This is a genomic window from Pseudanabaena sp. UWO311 (genome assembly GCF_006937785.1).
Taxonomy (GTDB): domain Bacteria; phylum Cyanobacteriota; class Cyanobacteriia; order Pseudanabaenales; family Pseudanabaenaceae; genus Pseudanabaena.
Genome location: NZ_SJEE01000004.1, coordinates 107,568 through 125,758, shown reverse-complemented (window position 1 = coordinate 125,758; position 18,191 = coordinate 107,568). Strand labels below are relative to the sequence as shown.

Below are 18,191 nucleotides of genomic sequence, written 5' to 3'. Positions count from 1 at the left end.
AAAAAATCTTAAATCGTAGCACCCTAACCTAATAATCATGAATAGTCAGTCTATTTTAATCGTTGATGATGAGCCGCGCAATTTTGATGTCATAGAATCATTTTTAAGTGAATATGACTATGAATTAAATTATGCATCTAGTGGACAGGAGGCACTCGAATCCTTAGAAATCCTAGAGATAGATTTGATTTTACTGGATGTAATGATGCCAGAGATGGATGGAATTGAAGTCTGCGAACACATCAAAGCCATCCCTAAATATAGACCGATTCCGATCATTATGGTCACAGCCCTTACCGCCAAAGAAGATCTTGCTCAATGCTTAAATGCAGGGGCTGATGATTTTATTAGCAAGCCTCTTAATGCTCTTGAACTGAGGGCTAGAGTGCAATCAATGTTGAGAATAAAGCAACAATACGATGCTTTGCAAATATCCCTCGATCGCCAGTTAGTCTTAGAGGCAGAAAAGAGAGCGTTATTAGAGAATCGTAATGCCGAACTAGAGCGGCAAACCGAAGAAGCATATTTGCGAGCCAACACTGATGGCTTAACTCAGGTATCCAATCGTCGTTGTTTTGACGATCGCCTACAGAAAGAATGGCAACGTCTGAGGCGGGAACAAACATGGCTTTCCCTCATTTTGATCGACATTGATTATTTTAAAAATTATAACGACTTCTACGGGCATCTCTCTGGAGATGATTGCTTGATCCAAGTTGCACAAACTGCCGCCAAACAACTCAAACGCCCTGACGATCTATTTGCTCGCTATGGAGGGGAAGAATTTATAGTACTTTTGCCCAATACAGAGATAGATGGTGCGATCGCAGTTGCTGAGTCCATCCAAGAGGCTATCCGCAACCTAAATATTCCTCACGAAGATTCCAAGATCAATGAAATCGTCACCATTAGTATGGGGCTTTCTAGCTTGATTCCTACTTCGGATAAATCATCAGAGCATTTAATTGCCCTGTCTGACAAGGCCCTTTATGAAGCTAAATATCAAGGTCGCGATCGATATGTGGTAGCAATTTCATGATATTGACCGTTGAATATTTAATTTAACCTTTCAAATTCAATCAACTTGCAAATACAATCAAACAAGTTTTAGCCCAACAACAATAGTCTAATAATCTAAATAATTCATGTCTAATCTATCCATTCTAATAGTTGATGATGAGCCAGGTAACTTTGATGTCATAGAAGCATTGTTGAATGAATATGACTATGAGTTAAATTATGCATCTAGTGGACTGGAAACACTCGAATCTTTGAAAATCCTAGAGATAGATTTGATTTTACTGGATGTAATGATGCCCGATATGGATGGTATCGAAGTCTGCGAACGCATCAAAGCCATTCCTAAATATAGACCGATTCCGATCATTATGGTCACAGCCCTTACCGCTAAAGAAGATCTTGCTCAATGCTTAAATGCAGGGGCTGATGATTTTATTAGCAAGCCTCTTAATGCTCTTGAACTGAGGGCTAGGGTACAATCAATGTTGAGAATAAAGCAACAATACGATGCTTTGCAAATATCCCTCGATCGCCAGACTGCCTTAGAAGCAGAAAAGAGAGAGTTATTAGAGAATCGTAATGCCGAACTAGAGTGGCAAGTGTCGTTGCGGACTGCTGCACTTAAAGCAGCTTCTGATATGATTACGCACAATGCGCTCCATGATGTCCTTACAGATTTACCAAATCGACGGCTGTTGTTGCAACGGATTGAATTAGCAATTCAGCGATCGCATCAATTAGATTCCTATGGTTACGCAGTTTTGTTTCTAGATTTAGATCAATTTAAAATCGTTAATGATAGTTTGGGGCATATCATTGGCGATCAACTGCTAATTAGCATTGCTGAAAAGCTAAAAGCTCATTTAGAGGATGTTTATTTAGTAGCTCGATTTGGTGGTGATGAGTTTGTCATTTTGTTGGAATATATTGCCGATATTGATGAAGTAATTAAGATTACAGAATGCATTCTTAATGATTTTCAAATACCATTAATTTTGAATGGCGGTGAAATATTTATTAATGTCAGTATTGGCATTGTCTTGGGCAATAAAAATTATCATCAAGCCACAGATTTACTCCGTGATGCCGATCTCGCTATGTACAAAGCAAAGGCACAGGGACGCAATTCCTACAAGATTTTTGATGTCAAAATGCACGATCAGGCGATTAAGCGACTGACTCTAGAAACAGATTTGCGTAATGCGATCGATCGTCAAGAGTTTATGGTTTATTATCAGCCAATTATAGACATCCTTAATGGCGATCGCTTAATTGGTTTTGAAGCCTTAGTCCGTTGGCAACACCCAACTCGTGGCATGGTTTCTCCTATGGATTTTGTAGTGATCGCTGAAGAAACAGGATTAATTATCGCTCTTGATAGTTGGATATTTCACGAAGCTTGCCATCAACTCATCAAATGGAAGGAAAAATTTGCGAGTTCTCACGACCTAAAAATGAGTATCAATCTATCGGCACAGGATATTCGCAACCCCAACTTACTGACAGATATCGATCGCATATTGGCGAAAACTGGCTTAGATGGAAAATCGATCACTTTAGAAATTACTGAGAGTATGTTAATTGCGGATATTAACCAAACAATCGATCTACTCTCTCAAATTAAAGCCAGAAATATCCAAGTTAGTATTGATGATTTCGGTACAGGCTATTCATCGCTAAATTATATCCATCGTTTACCTGCGGATTACTTGAAAATCGATCGCTCCTTTGTCAATCAAATGCAAGAAGCAAGCCGTAATTACCAAATCGTGCGTACCATCATCGCCTTAGGCAATCAAATAGGATTAGCCGTTGTTGCCGAAGGTATTGAGACATCAGGGCAGTTGCAAATACTGCGAGACTTAGGATGTCAATTCGGGCAAGGTTATTTATTTTCTGAGCCCTTGTCCGTTCAAGAGATCGAAGCAAAATTTATTCCCTAGAAGCGCGATCGGGCAATTCTACAATTTCAAACCAATATGTTCCCCTCATTTTCATGATTTGCACCATCGAGTCAAGCAGAACGGGCTTACCAATAAAAGTACTCATACCAATTCACAAAAGTGTTGCCATACTTTTGTGAATTAAAAACCAAACCCTGTAAGGGTTTTAAAACACAAAATGGCTACGCCTTTTTGTGTTTTGGTATCACGCCTAGATCGTAGGTTCGCAGGATATCTGCTTCAGTCTTTGTTAGGCATTGTGAAGATCTCCTTTGGGTTGATGAATGGGTAATGTAAAAATAAAAGTCGCGCCTTGTTCGGGTTCGCTTTCTGCTATTAATGTACCATTGTGTCTCTCTGCAATTTTACGGCAAATTGCTAGACCAATCCCTGTTCCTTCAAAAGTCTTTCGACCATGCAGGCGCTGAAAAATCTGGAAGATACGCTCAGCATATTGTTGCTCAAAGCCAATGCCGTTATCAATGACCCGAATTTCGCACCAGTCTTCCCCATATTCAAAGTAAACCCGCGATCGCACCTGCACCACAGGCGTAACTCCTTCTCGCAAAAATTTTAGAGCATTGCCAATGAGATTTTGGAGAATTTGACGCATTTGTAATGCATCAGCTTCAACGACTGGGAGAGGATCAACTTCAAGGATTACGCCTGATTTTTCAATTCGCACCTCTAGGTCAGAGAGAACTCCCTCTAAGATTTCAGACAATTTGATCGGTTGAAAGGGCTGTGCCTTGGTTGTCACCCGCGAGAAATCGAGCAGGTCATTGATTAAGATCTGAGCGCGACTCGCTGCATTTAACATGCGTTCTAAATAATCCAACCCTTTTTCATTTAAAGAATCTTGACATGTAGATTTGAGGCGATCGCCGAAAGCCTGAATTTTGCGTAAAGGCTCCTGTAAATCATGGGAAGAAACATAGGCAAAGTCTAATAATTCGCGGTTGCTAATTTCTAAACGTTCCGTTAAAACACTCAATTTTTGGGAAGCAATGCGGCGCTCCTCGATTTCTCGCTTGAGGTTGCCTTCCATTTCTTTGCGGGTTGTGATTTCATTCTCGATCGCAATGTAATGTAGCAAATTACCATCATCATCAAACACAGGATTAATCTGTAACAATAACCAATAGGGCTTACCATCCTTGCGATAATTCAAAATCTCGCCGCTAAATGGTTCGCGTCTTGCCAAGGCATTGCGAATTTCGGCAATGGTCTCCTTAGAAGTTTTCGCGCCTTGCAAAATGTCTCCTGGTTTTTGACCGATTACCTCTGCCAAGGTGTAACCAGTGACTCGATGGAAACTCTCATTAACCCATTCAATCCGTCCTTGCGGGTCAGAAACGATCGCCACATTATCAGTTTTACTAGCAATCAATGACAGCTTTTGTAACTCAATCTCAGTAGCTTTGCGATCGGTAATATCCTTCCGAATCGCAAGATATTGATAGGGTTTACCATCTTCATTTAGGAAAGGAACGATTGTAGTATCGACCCAATAAAAAGAACCATCCTTAGCTCGGTTTTTGATTTCAGCCCGCCAAGTTTGACCAATAGAAATTTGTTTCCACATATCAACAAAAAACTGACGCGGATGATGTCCAGAATTGAGAAGGCGATGATTTTGTCCGATTAATTCCTCACGGCTATATTTAGAGATTTCACAAAATTTATCATTGACAAATTTAATCGTTCCTTGCACATCAGTAATGGCAACAATTGCGGTTTGATCGAGGGCAGAAGTGATATCTTTTACTCGCTTCTCCGATTTCTTCTCAGCAGTAATATCTTTGGCAATGCCCAGAAATCCTGTAATTTTGCCGTCTGTGAAAATGGGGGTTATCGTCAGCATTACAGGAAATCGCGAACCATCTTTACGAATATAAGTCCATTCCTGTTCAGAAACCTCTCCTAGTTTAGATTTGGCAACAAAAACTTCAAACCCAGGTTCGATATTTCGTTGGAGTTCTGTGGATAACTGATGAGCTTGGGCAACAACCTCATCAAGATCGTGCAAAATAGCAGGGCTAGTCTTGCCCACAACCTCCGATGCTGCATAGCCTAACATCTTCTCAGCAGCGATATTAAAAGATTGAATGATGCCCTCCACATCGGTGGAAATGACGGCAAAGTTGACGCTATCTAAGATCGTTTGGTTGAGGTTTAAGGCTTCGCCCAGTTGTAATTCTGAAGCCTTGCGATCGCTAATATCATGCAAAATTTTAGAAGCCCCAACAATCTGTCCGTCATTGTCGAATAAAGGAGAAATGGTCGCTGATACTTCAATACACCTACCGTCTTTACCTTTGCGGATAGTTTCAAAATGTTCTATCCGTTCTCCACGTTTAAGACGTTCAAGAATTTGAGATTCTTCATCTAATCGATCGCTGGGAAAAAGGATAGAGACTTGCTGTCCGATCACTTCAGCTTCTGAATAACCAAATAATCTCTCAGCAGCAGGATTCCAACTGGTGATGATCCCATCTAGAGTCTTGGTAATAATCGCGTCATCAGAAGATTCGACTACAGATGCTAACAACCGAGATGAATCCTCTTTGAGCCTTAGCTCAAATTGACTGATGACCAAACGGCTTAGGGCTTCTAGCTGTCTAATTTGTTGGTCGGTAAGTTCGCGAGGTTGGCGATCAATTACGCATAGCGTCCCCAAAGCAAAACTATCATCAGTAATTAGAGGAACTCCAGCATAAAAGCGAATATTTGGATCTTGTGCCACTAGTGGATTGTCAGCAAATCGCGGATCAAGACTAGCATCAGGAACATTTAAAATTGCACTTTCGGCAACGGCATGACCACAAAAGGAAATATCGCGAGGTGTTTCTGTCGCGTCAATTCCCACCCGCGATTTAAACCATTGACGATCTTTATCAACTAAGGAGATGAGTGCGATCGGCGTTCCACATATATCCGCAGCAAGTTGAGTCAAGTCGTCATATACTTGTTCTGGCAACGTATCAAGAATTTTGTAGCGATCTAGCGCAACTAAGCGATCGCTTTCATTTGCTGGAGTTTCAGGGTGTTTCATAGGACAAATTACTGTAATTTGTTAATAGCAAAATCTTGGGAAAGCACTCTAGAGATTTGAGTAGCTTCAGTGTTCACATCTCTAGAGCAATTGTTGCACTAAAAGATCTAATTGTTTTAGTTTGATAGGTTTGCTCATGTATTCATTAGCGCCAGCCGCCAAACAGCGATCGCGATCGCCTTCCATTGCCAATGCAGTTAAGGCGATAATCGGAATGTTAATCATGCTAGGGGCAAGACGGATTTGGGCGATCGCTTCAAGTCCATCCATAACAGGCTTTTGGATATCCATCAAAATCAAATCTGGGCGATCACTTTTGGCAAGGGCGATCGACTGATAAAACTTGCCCTAACTAATTCGAGCATTACTATGAACCCCCAAAAATCTATGGATACAATTTTATCACTTTTCAATTTGTTCACTATCAAGAAAATCTATATTTTCGTAAAGTGCTGATAGAGGAAACTGGAGATCGATACTGGTGATGTGAATAAGCGGATCATCTTGATCGAAATTTGTCTGCTCGATCGCAATCGATATATATTCCCAAGCTCGATCAAGCTTCTGGTAAATTTCAATTCTTGGACGTTCAGAGTTGATGAGAATATAAGTTTGCAGCGTATCGATCAACATATAGTTTTGCTGCTTGATACCGCGATCGCGAGCTTCTGTTGAGGGCGATAAGACTTCGGCTATGAGAGTAGGATATTGAAAGAAATCACGAGAGAAGCGATCGCGCTCATCACAGGAAACCACCACATCAGGATAATAATACTTCCCAGATTTGATGGTGACTTTGGCATCACTAATGGTAATCTTGCAGCCTTTACCTCGAAGATGAGCAAGGAGCAATGAGGCAAAATTAAGCGGAATTTGACTATGAGGAATCGTGCCGCCTGTCATCGCAATAATTTTACCGTTTTCGTATTCATGTCTGCTATCTTGCACACTTTCCCAAGCGAGATATTCTGCGGGCGACATGATTAGTTGTTCATCTTGTGGGCTTATGTATTGTGGTTGGGCAATCATTACATAACTCTCCTATAAATCTCCAAAGCGATCGCGATATCGTAAAGTCTAGCCCAAAAACTTCTCTACACAACGGGCAAAAATCTCCACACCTGTTGCCAGAGCCGTCTCATCAAAATTAAAGCGAGGATGATGATGGGGATAGGCTAAGCCCTTATCTGGATTTGCAGAACCGAGAAAGAAATAACATCCAGGCACAGCTTCCAAAAAGAAAGATACATCTTCACCTCCCATCGTTTGACATTCAGGAACGATACCTGCGGGAGTTTCGATCACAGTTTCAGCAACGGAGCGAACTAATTCTGCGATCGCATAATCATTAATTACAGGTGGATAGAGCTTAGTATATTTCAACTCGTAAGTAGCACCATGCGCCGCACATACACCTGCGATCGCTTCTTCCAATCGTAACGCTAACTTTACACCAACTTCAGGATTAAAGAATCGCACCGTTCCACTGATTCGGGCGGAATCGGCAATGATATTTGTCGCAGTACCAGCATGGAATTCTCCGATACTAATTACGGCGGATTCGATCGGACTAACATTACGCGAGACGATTGTATGGATTGTATTCACCACTTGAGCTGCTACCAAAATTGAATCAATCGTTTGATGTGGAAGTGCCCCATGTCCACCCCGTCCAAAAATTTTGCAATGAAAAAATTCGGTTGCTGCCATCAATGCACCTGCTCGCACTCCGACCGTACCAAGGGGCAAGCTATTCCAAAGATGTAAGCCAATCAACGCATCTACCTTTGGATTTTCGAGTACTCCCGACTCGATCATTGGTTTTGCGCCACCAGGTCCCTCCTCGGCTGGCTGGAAAATTATTTTCACAGTGCCACTAAACCGATCGCGATTTTCCCATAGATATTTTGCCGTACCGATCGCGATCGCTGTATGCCCGTCATGACCGCAGGCATGCATCAGTCCATCTATTTGCGATTTATAACTAACGATATTTTCTTCTTGAATTGGTAGCGCATCCATATCGGCACGGATCGCTAAAACTTTGTTATTGCCTTTTTTTGTCCCTGTGATCGTGGCGACGAGACCAGTTTGGGCGATGCCTGTTTGGTGTGGGATACCCCATGCGGTTAATTTTTCAGCGATCGCATTGGCTGTGCGCTTTTCTTTAAACCCAAGCTCAGGAAAGCGATGAAAGTCTCTCCGCCATTGCACGAGGCTAGATTTCAGTTCAAGAATATCGGCACGAATCTTGAAATTGGTATGGATAGGTAAGGCGGTGGTAGCAAAAGTCATGATCTTGTGGTGCGATCGCTATATAGGCAAAATTACTATCTCCAATATAACAACCTCAGCTTTACCATTCATATCAAGGTGTGAAAACTGCGATCGCAGTGGATGTTGTCGAAATCAGTATTTTTTCTATGGGAATATGTCTAAAACGATGAGTAAGGCTTGCTGAATATCCTGCATAGATTTCGCTTTTAGCTGACCTAGTTTGCAGACAAATCTCTCTTGAGATAATGAACGTACTTGAAAGGTGTCAGCCGCAGAAGTTTTGGTCAGCCCATTGTCTGTTGTGGATTCAAGTTTTACCATCCAAGTACGAATTGCATATCTTTCTTTCCAGTCAGTAATTGGAATAATCACTTTTAGGGGCAAAATCCCTATGGCATTGTTGCTAACAATAACGACTGGACGGGTTTTCCCGATTTCACTGCCAACGGAAGGATTGAGTTGAACTAGCCAGATTTCACCTCTATTCATATTCGTAAAAGTCCTCGCCATCAAGGGCAGTTAGGGCTGTTAGTTCTGGATCATTAGTGTAGTCGTCAACGGCAAGTAAGGCGGCAATTTTTAGCTGTTGGTTGATTTGGGCGCGGGTGGGTTTTGTTTGAGTTAGTAGTCTTTGTAAAAGTATTTCTGCTATTTGGAAGCAGTCTTCTTGGGAGAGTTTGGGAATGGTTTGGAGGATTTCTGTAGTTGTAATCATTTGTTTTTCTCCTATTTTATCAATGCTTGAAAGTAGCGATCGCAGTGGATGTTGTCAAAATATGAGTCGGTCTTAGCTCGCTTGTTACTCTGGTGTGTATTCGATTACTAGAGCGATCGCAATTGTGAGTTCCATCATGATCCCTTCAGTAAGTTTTCCTAGTTGTCGGATAAACCTTGTAGTATCTAGGCCTCTGAGTTGAAGAGTATCAATTGCTGAGACTTTACTTAATCCATTAATGCTATCTGGCTCAATCTTGATATGCCAAATATTTTCCTCAAAATATGGTTTCCAGTCAGTAATGGGAGCAATCAGTTTTATTGGTAATTTGCCGATCGCATCTGAGCTAATCACAACTACTGGTCTAGTTTTCCGAATTTCTGCACCGACGGTTGGTTCGAGATTTACCAGCCAGATTTCACCTCTATTTGGTTTCATTGTTGTATTCAAGGATATCTCCTACTCCTAGTTCTTTCCATTCTGGATTTTGTTGATAATGCTCCACCATCTTTTCTGCTTGTTGAGTGAGGATTTGGCGGCGTTGCTCTAATGGCATTTTTAGTAAGGAGCGGCGAGACTTTTTTCTGGATTCAAGTCTTCGGAAAATATCATGGGCAATTTCTTCTTGTTCTGTCTGGGGTAGCGCAGAAGCGGCGGTAAAGGCTTGTTCGAGTATGGTAGTCATGGTGTTTTTCTCCTATTGTATCAAGGCTTGAAAGCGTGGATCGTGACGGATGTTATCAAAATCTGAGTCAGTCTTTGCTAGTTCGTGATACTTCTCAGGATTGAGTTGAATTGCTTTTTGCAGATTCTCTAAAGTAAGTTCGATCTGATTTTGGAGAGAATAAGCACAGGCTTTGTTGTACCATGCATCGAGCTTGTCAGGATTAATTGCCAATACTTTGTCATAGGAAGCGATCGCTTCTTCATATCTGCCTAAATCACTTAGTGCAATGCCTCGGTTTTCCCATGCTTTATCGTCGTCAGGATTAATTGCCAATACTTTGTCATAGGAAGCGATCGCTTCTTCGTATCTGCCTAAATGTCTTAGCGAAATACCTCGGTTTCCCCATGCTTGTCGTAAGTCAGGGTTGATAACAAGTGCTTTGTCATGGGCAGCGATCGCTTCTTCGTATTTTCCTAAATAAACAAGTGCATTACCTCGGTTGCAATATGCTTCGTAGGAATCTGGCTTGATAGCAAGAGATTGGTCGTAGGAGGCAATCGCTTCTTCGTGTCTTCCTACTTTTTGTAGCGCAATGCCTCGACTGTTCCATGCTTCGTGATAGCCAGATTTAATTTGCAAGGCTTGGTCATAGGAGGCGATCGATTCTTCGTGTCTTCCTACTTTTTGTAGTGCAATGCCTCGACTGTTCCATGCTTCATGATAGTCAGATTTAATTTGCAAGGCTTGGTCATAGGAGGCGATCGCTTCTTCGTATCTTTCTAAATAAAATAGTGCAGTGCCTCGGTTGTACCATCCTCTATAGTTTTTAGGATTGTCTTGTAATTCCTTGTCATAGAAAACTAAAGCTGTTTCATGTCTGTTATCTGTCATGAGTTTTGCGATTGTTACTTGCCGCGTTTAATATAGCTAGGGTTTACAAGATGAATTTCTAGTTTAACTAGACCAATCGTTATAAACCTGAGTTAGCAGATCTTGAGATATAGGATTAGATCGCGAGAGGTCTTATCAGCATTATAGATCGCCAGATCAATTACTGAGCAAGTCACCGAAGCGATCGCATATATTCGTTAATTCAGAAAATGATAGGGCGGCAAAGGCTGACTCCATGCGATTTGCCAATGGGGATGTTCCGCTTCCCACGATCGCAATGATTCTTGCAAATACTCAACCTGCGATCGCGGCAACAAAGCGTAAACTCGCACATCCTCAGATCCTTGAGTTTCCACATGCTGAAATTCAGGTTTATAGAGATCAGGATTTAAGCTATCAGTTATCGTCTGGCGATAGGCGAGAACTTCCTCTTGTAACTGCGATCGCCATTGTTCCTGTTGCAGATATTGCGATCGCTTCGCCAAGAGATAGTCTTTGCCTTTGAGATTCGCAGCAGCTTCTGCTTTCGGCGCGATCGCCGAACCAGTAATCAAAAATTCCGCATATCCATCTAGTCTCTCCAAACTTGCTAATAATCTAGCGCCCTCTTCTTTTAAATAAGTTTCTAAAGCCTCAATCGACACAAACGCAGTCCCAAAGCGCAAAGGTAAAAGCGTGCGATCATTAAACAACTCACAAATTAAGCGATCGTGCTGAACGATCGCTTGCATCAAAGACTGCTCAGGTAAAAGCTTCAACGCCTCAATATCCACATCTGCTTCAATCGCCGCAATCAAGCGATCGCATTGCAAATACTGAATAGGCTTACCCATAATTCCCAATGGCAAATTGTCTGGAACAGGCGCAAGCAAAATCGCAAACGTATAAAGCATTTTCCTTTTTCCTTTTTCCTTGCCAAAGGTTTATCTTCTCAGCTTAATCTGCTTGGGAACCTTAATCTCATGGGTCTTGTGAAAATCATCTTGCACCTTCGCCGTTAGACTCTTAGAGACTCGCTTCACCACAAACCCCAGAACTCCATCACCCGTTTTTTGGAGCATATCCTGAGACAAGCGCTGAATGAATTGGGGAAATTGCAGTGTCACAGTGAGATTTAAATCCCACTCAATGCTAGTCATCACCCAGTTTTGTCCTAACTTTTGACCTGCTTGTAAATCCAGAGTTTTTTCCTGCAAGCGCATCTCAGCTTGAAAATCCACTTCATAGCCTTGTGGAGCTTGATTTGGGATCGGAATCGTGGTGATACGGTAGACTGAGTTTTCATCGGGAGGTAATAGATTTAGTCCCACCCTCGCATCAACTTGGAAGCCCATCGCCCCGACTTGCCCCACACCCATGGCATAGCCCATTTCCCCAATTGGGTCAGCCTTAAATGGATTAGCGCAACGCCTGAACCAACCTTGATGGGCATTGAGGTATTTCATTACTGTCTGCTTATCGGCAAACAAGTCCATGTAGCCAACATAGTGATTATGAAATGCACTTTTATCACCCTTTAGAGATGGCTTCAGATCCTGATTTTTCTCAGTACTTTGCTTGTTTGTTGGATCCTGCTCTGCGGCATCAGGATCTTGGAGGTCGAACTTAGAATCATCATTACCCATGCCATAGGTAGCCAGCATGGCTGCTTCTTGTTCAGGTGTTAACAAAAAATCAGAGTCATTCCCCCCCAGTATTTCTGGATCTGGCTCTTGATTTGCAGGTGATCGCATTGGTTCTTGCTGCATGACGGATATCCTAAGCTGCTTATGCGCTAGTTGTTAACTATTTCCATCATAATAGTCTTAGAAGTTCGATTAGGGAAAGCATATGGCTCCGCGTACAGCAGTGATGGAAGCCGTCGAAAAGCTCAACTATCGGGTCACGATAGGTGATGTGGCGGCACAATCTGGACTTAGTTTGAATGTAGCACAGCGTGAAGTACTGGCGCTTGCCTCGGAGACTGGGGGCAATATCCAAGTTGCCGAGTCGGGTGAGATTGCCTATAAATTTGCGCCCAATTTTCGTCAAGTCCTTGTCAGTCGTTCATTTTGGCTACAGGTCAAGGAATGGCTAAAGGGCGCATGGAAATGGGTATTTTACGCGATCCGTATTTCCTTTGGTATTTTGCTGATTGTTTCGATTTTGATCGTAGTGCTGGGTATTATCGCCGCGACGATCGCAATCCAAAGTCAGGGACGCAGCGACAACGATCGCGATGATCGCCGTAGCGATAATCGTGGCGGTGGCGGTGGATTTATCTGGCTCGGTGGTTGGGGCAGCCCCTTCGGTAACCCATTCATTATGTTTGATCCTTACTACTATGAGCCAGAACAAGTTCGTAAACGGGATCCCGATGAAATGGGCTTTTTGGAGAGCGTATTTTCATTTTTGTTTGGTGATGGCAACCCCAACGCCGATCTTGATGAACGTCGTTGGCGCGATATTGCTTCAATGATCCGCAGTAACAATGGTGTAGTCATTGCTGAGCAAATAGCACCCTACCTCGATGAAACTAGCCGTCTAGAGGGTGATGAATATTTTGTGATCCCTGTGCTGTCAAAATTTAATGGTTTTCCCGAAGTCAGTGATGCGGGAACCCTTGCCTATAAATTTCCTGAATTGCAAAAGGTAGCCTCAGAGCGCAAATCTAAAACTAGCAGTTCCTATTTGCAAGAAAAACTTTGGAAATTCAGCCAAGCCTCTCAAGGCAAAATTGCTTTAGCGATCGGCTTAGGTGTTTTTTATCTAGTTGCCTCGCTGTATCTGGGTAGTTTGCTAGGCGATCCGCGTCTCGCTAAGTCCCTTGTTGGATTTTTGGGTTTTATCAAAGCAGCTTATGGCTTCCTACTAGGCTATGCCGTGCTATTCCTATCCACGCCTGTGGTGCGATATTTTGTCTTGCAATATCTGAATAAGGGTATCGGCGATCGCAACCAAAAACGGGCAGCCCGTGTTGAGCAATTGCAAAAACCATCGTCTGCTCTACGTGAAAAGCTAGATTTTGCGAAGACTTTTGCGATGAAACAAGAGGCGATCGATCAAGATAATCTTGCCTACACCACCGAGCAAGATTTGGCGGATCAAGAATATGCCAAAATGCTCAAAGAGCAAAAACCATAGTTTTTGGGCAGCTAAAGCTGCCCCAAAATATTAATTCGCGATTTTTTTAAAGATAAACAATGACTCAGAAAGAAGTAATCCTAACCGATAAAGCGCCTGCTCCTGTTGGCCCCTATAATCAAGCGATCGCAGTTCCTGCCACCAGCAAGTTAGTGTTCATGGCGGGACAAATTGCGATCGATCCTGCTGTTGGCAAAGTCGTTGCTACGACAATTGAAGATCAAACCGAGCAGGTTCTCAAAAACATTCAAGCTGTTCTCGCTGAAGCAGGTGCAGATTTTGCCAATGTCGTCAAAACCACCGTCTTCCTAGTAGACATGGCAGACTTCGCTGCCATGAACGCCATCTATGGCAAATATTTCACTGCTCCCTATCCTGCACGTTCTTCAATTCAAGTCGCCAAATTGCCCCTTGATGTGCGCGTAGAAATCGAGTGTATCGTCGCAATCTAGAGAAAATAATACTATTTTTCTTCAGCAAAAGCCTTGCCTAGCGAGGCTTTTTTGAATTTTAGAGAGTTATATAAAGAGGTAACAATGAAAAGCTTGTGGAGCGATCGCGAGGCTGCGGAATATAAAGGTGACTTGGGGTTAAGAGTATATACATCAAAGCTATTGGGACGAGATCCATCGTTGGTGCTGCATGGTGGTGGTAATACTTCCGTCAAAATCCGTGTGCAGAATCTTGTGGGTGAAGAAGAAGAGATTCTCTATGTAAAAGGAAGTGGCTGGGATTTAGAAACGATCGCAGAGGCAGGTTTTGCCCCTGTCCGCATGGCGCATTTGTTGAAATTAGCCAAGTTGCAAGTTCTCTCCGATTCACAAATGGTGAATGAACTGAAAACACAGATGACTAAGGCAAGTGCACCTGCACCATCGGTAGAGACGATTCTCCATGCCAGTTTGCCCTATAAATTTGTTGATCATACCCATGCTGACGCGGTCATTTCGGTGACGAATACGGCGAATGGATGGGAACGCATTCAAGAAATCTATGGCGATGATGTGGTGATTATTCCCTACGTGATGCCAGGATTTGACCTAGCAAGAGTCTGCGCTGAGAAGTTTGCCGCCGAGAAGAGCGATCGCACCATCGGCATGGTGTTAATGAATCATGGTATTTTCTCCTTTGGCGAAACGGCTCATGAATCCTACGAGCGAATGATTGCTTTGGTTGATCGTGCTGAAGTTTATCTTCAAGAACATCATGCTTGGGAAATCTCACCACCAGCTTCTCTAATTAGGGAAAGCGAGGCAAGATTAGAGATCGCCAAACTCCGCTCTGAAGTTTCTCAAGTTGCCAAGTTTCCTGTAGTCTTAAGTTCCCATGCCGACGAAAAAAGTTTAGCCTTTGCGCAAAGGAAAGATGTAAACATCATTTCGCAACAGGGCTGTGCGACTCCCGATCACGTCATTCGTACTAAGCGCTTGCCCCTAGTTGGGAGAGATACAAAGGCTTATGCTGAATCCTATCGCACCTATTTTGCGGAAGAATCTTCTAAGTCAACCCAGTCTGTGACAATCCTTGATACTGCCCCCCGTGTAATTATCGATCGCCAATTAGGACTAGTCACAGTTGGCAAATCCGCCAAAGATGCCGCAATCGTCGCGGATATCTACGAACACACAATAGAAATTATTCAGCGATCGCAGCTTTTGGGTGGCTATCAAGCATTACCTGCCAGCGATATCTTTGCAGTGGAATATTGGGAATTAGAACAAGCTAAACTCAAAAAAGGTGGTTCATCTCCCGCTTTTACTGGGGAAATTGCCTTGGTTACTGGTGCGGCTTCAGGTATTGGCAAAGCTTGCGTAGATTCGTTACTAAAACGCGGCGCAGCTGTCGTGGGCTTAGATATCAATCCTGTTATTGAGAAGCTTTACGATCGCCCAGATTTTGTCGGTATTACTTGCGATGTTAGTGATGAATCTGCGATCGCTCATGCGCTTGATCAAGCCGTAAAGTCTTTTGGAGGGCTAGATATTCTCATTCTCAATGCAGGAATTTTCCCATCGGGCTGTCGCATTGAAAATCTTGATACTGCTACATGGCAAAAGGTGATGCATATCAATCTCGATGCAAATTTAATTTTGATGCGCGAGTGCTATCCATTGCTGAAACTTGCACCTAACGGTGGTCGCGTCGTGGCGATCGGGTCTAAGAATGTTCCTGCCCCTGGCCCAGCAGCAGCAGCATATTCTGCTTCAAAGGCAGCGTTAACCCAACTGATGCGTGTCGCAGCACTGGAATGGAGTAGCGATCGCATTCGCATCAACACTTTACATCCCAATGCAGTCTTTGATACGGGCATCTGGACAGAGGATGTATTGACATCTCGCGCTCAGCACTATGGATTAACGGTTGAGGAATATAAGACTAATAATCTCCTCAAAGTAGAAGTCACCAGTCGCCATGTTGCTGAACTTGCCGCTGAGATGTGTGGTGCGCTGTTTGCCTGTACGACTGCGGCTCAAGTTCCCATTGATGGCGGTAACGATCGCGTGATTTAACCAAGAAAGACTCGCAATGCGAGTCTTTCTCTCATTATGACTAAAGCCGCGATCTCGGTCACAAAAAAACTATAGCAATTACCAAACAAAACCCAAGAAAATCTTGAAAGTGTTGCTTCGCAACACTTTCAAGATTTTCTTGGGTTTTGTTTGGAGCACAAAGTGCTGTAAATGAAAAAACTAGGAGATCAATGATAGTCAAAGTTATGAGGGAGCTAAAGTGTAGAGAGCGCATTTGCCAAAACTAAAACAGCGATCGAACCAAAGTAGAACTTAAGAATAAATCTACCAAAATGAAATACTGACATTGCTTTGCTCCTCACTTCCTTGTAACTCTTGATGCAATTAGTATCAGGTTTTTTCTCAAGATATGACGTGATGAGATCCTTTGAGGTTTTGTGATTGTTTGGATTAAAAGATGCGATCGCGATCACTAGTCACTGATGTTGCGAACCTATAAATCTCCTAAAAGTGTTGCTTTGCAATACTTTTAGGAGATTTATAGGTTCGTTTGTGAGTATAAAGCGCTGTATGACTTAAAGCGAACTATATCTTTCTTCTGCAAAGGGTTCGCCGCGATGGTGGTAACCATTACGCTCCCAGAAACCGAGTTGCATTTTATCGAGAAACTCAAGCCCATTTATCCATTTAGCACTTTTCCAAGCATAAAGATGGGGAACTACTAGTCGCATGGGGCCACCATTATCAATAGGCAACGGCTCATCAAAAAGCGTATGGGCAAAAAAATTCTCTTCCCTCACAAAATCTTCCATTGCAATATTTGTCGTATAGCCGCCATAGCAATGTTCCATTAAATGTACAGCTTGAGGATCGACTTCAATATATTTCAAGAAATCCGTAACTTTGACACCCTTCCATTTCACATCGAGCTTTGACCATGTGGTTACGCAATGAAAGTCAATTGTATATTCTGTTTGCGGCATTGACATGAAGTCATCCCATGAGAATGTTTTCTCTGTTGCTAATCCCCATACGTGAAATTGCCAGTCTTGACGCTGAATTTGGGGCGTATCTCCATAGGTCATGATGGGGAAGCCATTGGTCAGCCTCTGCCCTTTAGGAATACGGTCTTGATTTGGCGATCGGGATTGAAACAAACTTCCAAACATAGAAAATTCTCACTCAAAATCAACTGTAAAAATCAACTGTAAATATTATCGCTGTTTTTAGAAAATAAAGTGGTTTCTCGTTGGAAATTGACCCCATCCTAAGCCTCCCTTATCCAAGGGGAGAGAACAAGATTTTTAGTTTTCTCCTTTCCAAGCTACATGATAAAAATGAGTAGCGCACAAATTGCTGTAATTTAAATGGCGACAGCTATAAAAATGCTAATCTTAAACAAAGTTATGTTTAGTTTACGATAATGTCCCTAACAGGATTACCAAATATTTTGAACGGCATTCAGTCGCGTACTAGTTGGCAGCAGCGTTGTCAATATTTACTGATTGTCGAAAAATGGGCGGAGATTGTCGGTGAATCAGTTGCAAAACAAACTTGCCCAATTGGGGTATATCAAAAAGCTCTACAGGTCGCTGTATCGAATTCAGTTTGGTCGCAGGCTCTGACCTTTGAGCGCGTCAGGATTTTAGCAAAAGTTAATGCGCTGTTTGGTGGTGCTGGAACTTTTGCGATCGCTGATATTCATTTCTCGACGGCAAAATGGGCAACCCAACAACAAACCCTAAAAGAACAAAAGGTTGTCGCCGAAGATCACCCTAGTTATTTACCTCCAGCGATCGCGAATGAATTAACTAACCGTAAACTGAAACCCAATCTTAAAATTAAATTAGAAGCTCCTAAAGCCCCTGAAACCGCTAATGAAGCATTCCAACGTTGGCAAAATGTCATGAAGTTGAGAACCCATCAAATGCCTCAATGTCCTCGATGCGATCGCCCTGCCCTCACTGGTGAAATATCTCGCTGGCAAATGTGCCGAGTTTGCGCGATCAAATATTTATTTAATTAAATC

General features: G+C 42.7%; 18 protein-coding genes. 6 read left to right on the top strand and 12 right to left on the bottom strand.

Features of this window, described 5'->3' with window-relative positions; all coding sequences use genetic code 11:
* Nucleotides 1-37 precede the first annotated feature (37 nt).
* Nucleotides 38-1,039, top strand: a complete 1,002-nt coding sequence (locus PseudUWO311_RS05280; protein WP_142654163.1) for a diguanylate cyclase domain-containing protein — start codon at nt 38-40, stop codon at nt 1,037-1,039.
* Between the two features lie 106 nt (nt 1,040-1,145).
* Entirely contained in the window at nt 1,146-2,963 is a 1,818-nt protein-coding gene (locus tag PseudUWO311_RS05275; RefSeq protein ID WP_142654162.1) for an EAL domain-containing response regulator, read from the top strand.
* Nucleotides 2,964-3,213: 250 nt separating this feature from the next.
* Here the strand turns inward: PseudUWO311_RS05275 and PseudUWO311_RS24320 are convergent, their stop codons facing one another.
* From PseudUWO311_RS24320 to PseudUWO311_RS05205, 11 genes are all read right to left on the bottom strand, one after another.
* Nucleotides 3,214-6,018 (bottom strand): PAS domain S-box protein, encoded by a 2,805-nt coding sequence (locus PseudUWO311_RS24320; RefSeq protein ID WP_223807446.1) that lies wholly within the window; start codon nt 6,016-6,018, stop codon nt 3,214-3,216.
* Between the two features lie 81 nt (nt 6,019-6,099).
* A complete protein-coding gene (locus PseudUWO311_RS05250; RefSeq protein WP_223807458.1) occupies nt 6,100-6,348 on the bottom strand; it encodes a response regulator in 249 nt (82 codons plus the stop codon).
* Nucleotides 6,349-6,420: 72 nt separating this feature from the next.
* Nucleotides 6,421-7,047, bottom strand: a complete 627-nt coding sequence (locus tag PseudUWO311_RS05245) for a Uma2 family endonuclease (RefSeq protein WP_142654160.1) — start codon at nt 7,045-7,047, stop codon at nt 6,421-6,423.
* A 48-nt stretch (nt 7,048-7,095) separates the two neighbouring features.
* Complete coding sequence (locus PseudUWO311_RS05240; RefSeq protein WP_142654159.1) at nt 7,096-8,313, bottom strand: M20 family metallopeptidase; 1,218 nt, start codon at nt 8,311-8,313, stop codon at nt 7,096-7,098.
* A 126-nt stretch (nt 8,314-8,439) separates the two neighbouring features.
* Nucleotides 8,440-8,784, bottom strand: coding sequence for a type II toxin-antitoxin system PemK/MazF family toxin (locus PseudUWO311_RS05235; protein WP_142654158.1), 345 nt, complete (start codon nt 8,782-8,784; stop codon nt 8,440-8,442).
* Complete coding sequence (locus PseudUWO311_RS05230) at nt 8,777-9,010, bottom strand: hypothetical protein (RefSeq protein ID WP_142654157.1); 234 nt, start codon at nt 9,008-9,010, stop codon at nt 8,777-8,779. The genes PseudUWO311_RS05235 and PseudUWO311_RS05230 overlap by 8 nt, the downstream gene beginning before the upstream one ends.
* Before the next feature lie 84 nt (nt 9,011-9,094).
* Nucleotides 9,095-9,448, bottom strand: a complete 354-nt coding sequence (locus PseudUWO311_RS05225) for a type II toxin-antitoxin system PemK/MazF family toxin (RefSeq protein ID WP_190303399.1) — start codon at nt 9,446-9,448, stop codon at nt 9,095-9,097.
* Nucleotides 9,435-9,695 (bottom strand): hypothetical protein, encoded by a 261-nt coding sequence (locus PseudUWO311_RS05220; protein ID WP_142654155.1) that lies wholly within the window; start codon nt 9,693-9,695, stop codon nt 9,435-9,437. The genes PseudUWO311_RS05225 and PseudUWO311_RS05220 overlap by 14 nt, the downstream gene beginning before the upstream one ends.
* 12 nt (nt 9,696-9,707) lie before the next feature.
* Complete coding sequence (locus PseudUWO311_RS05215) at nt 9,708-10,568, bottom strand: tetratricopeptide repeat protein (protein WP_142654154.1); 861 nt, start codon at nt 10,566-10,568, stop codon at nt 9,708-9,710.
* 197 nt (nt 10,569-10,765) lie between these two features.
* Nucleotides 10,766-11,461 (bottom strand): GvpL/GvpF family gas vesicle protein, encoded by a 696-nt coding sequence (locus PseudUWO311_RS05210; protein ID WP_142654153.1) that lies wholly within the window; start codon nt 11,459-11,461, stop codon nt 10,766-10,768.
* A 30-nt stretch (nt 11,462-11,491) separates the two neighbouring features.
* Nucleotides 11,492-12,316: a DUF1997 domain-containing protein gene (locus PseudUWO311_RS05205; RefSeq protein WP_142654152.1), complete on the bottom strand. Its 825-nt coding sequence runs from the start codon at nt 12,314-12,316 to the stop codon at nt 11,492-11,494.
* Nucleotides 12,317-12,398: 82 nt separating this feature from the next.
* On the opposite strand from PseudUWO311_RS05205, the gene PseudUWO311_RS05200 reads away from it, so the two are divergent.
* From PseudUWO311_RS05200 to PseudUWO311_RS05190, 3 genes are all read left to right on the top strand, one after another.
* Complete coding sequence (locus PseudUWO311_RS05200) at nt 12,399-13,691, top strand: hypothetical protein (RefSeq protein WP_142654151.1); 1,293 nt, start codon at nt 12,399-12,401, stop codon at nt 13,689-13,691.
* A 59-nt stretch (nt 13,692-13,750) separates the two neighbouring features.
* Nucleotides 13,751-14,143, top strand: coding sequence for a RidA family protein (locus tag PseudUWO311_RS05195; RefSeq protein ID WP_142654150.1), 393 nt, complete (start codon nt 13,751-13,753; stop codon nt 14,141-14,143).
* Nucleotides 14,144-14,227: 84 nt separating this feature from the next.
* Nucleotides 14,228-16,201: a bifunctional aldolase/short-chain dehydrogenase gene (locus tag PseudUWO311_RS05190; protein ID WP_142654149.1), complete on the top strand. Its 1,974-nt coding sequence runs from the start codon at nt 14,228-14,230 to the stop codon at nt 16,199-16,201.
* 536 nt (nt 16,202-16,737) lie between these two features.
* Here the strand turns inward: PseudUWO311_RS05190 and PseudUWO311_RS05185 are convergent.
* Nucleotides 16,738-17,331, bottom strand: coding sequence for a sulfite oxidase-like oxidoreductase (locus tag PseudUWO311_RS05185; protein WP_142654148.1), 594 nt, complete (start codon nt 17,329-17,331; stop codon nt 16,738-16,740).
* A gap of 254 nt (nt 17,332-17,585) precedes the next feature.
* Here PseudUWO311_RS05185 and PseudUWO311_RS05180 point away from each other — a divergent pair, with 254 nt between their 5' ends.
* Nucleotides 17,586-18,188: a DciA family protein gene (locus PseudUWO311_RS05180; protein ID WP_142654147.1), complete on the top strand. Its 603-nt coding sequence runs from the start codon at nt 17,586-17,588 to the stop codon at nt 18,186-18,188.
* The last annotated feature ends 3 nt before the right edge of the window (nt 18,189-18,191 follow it).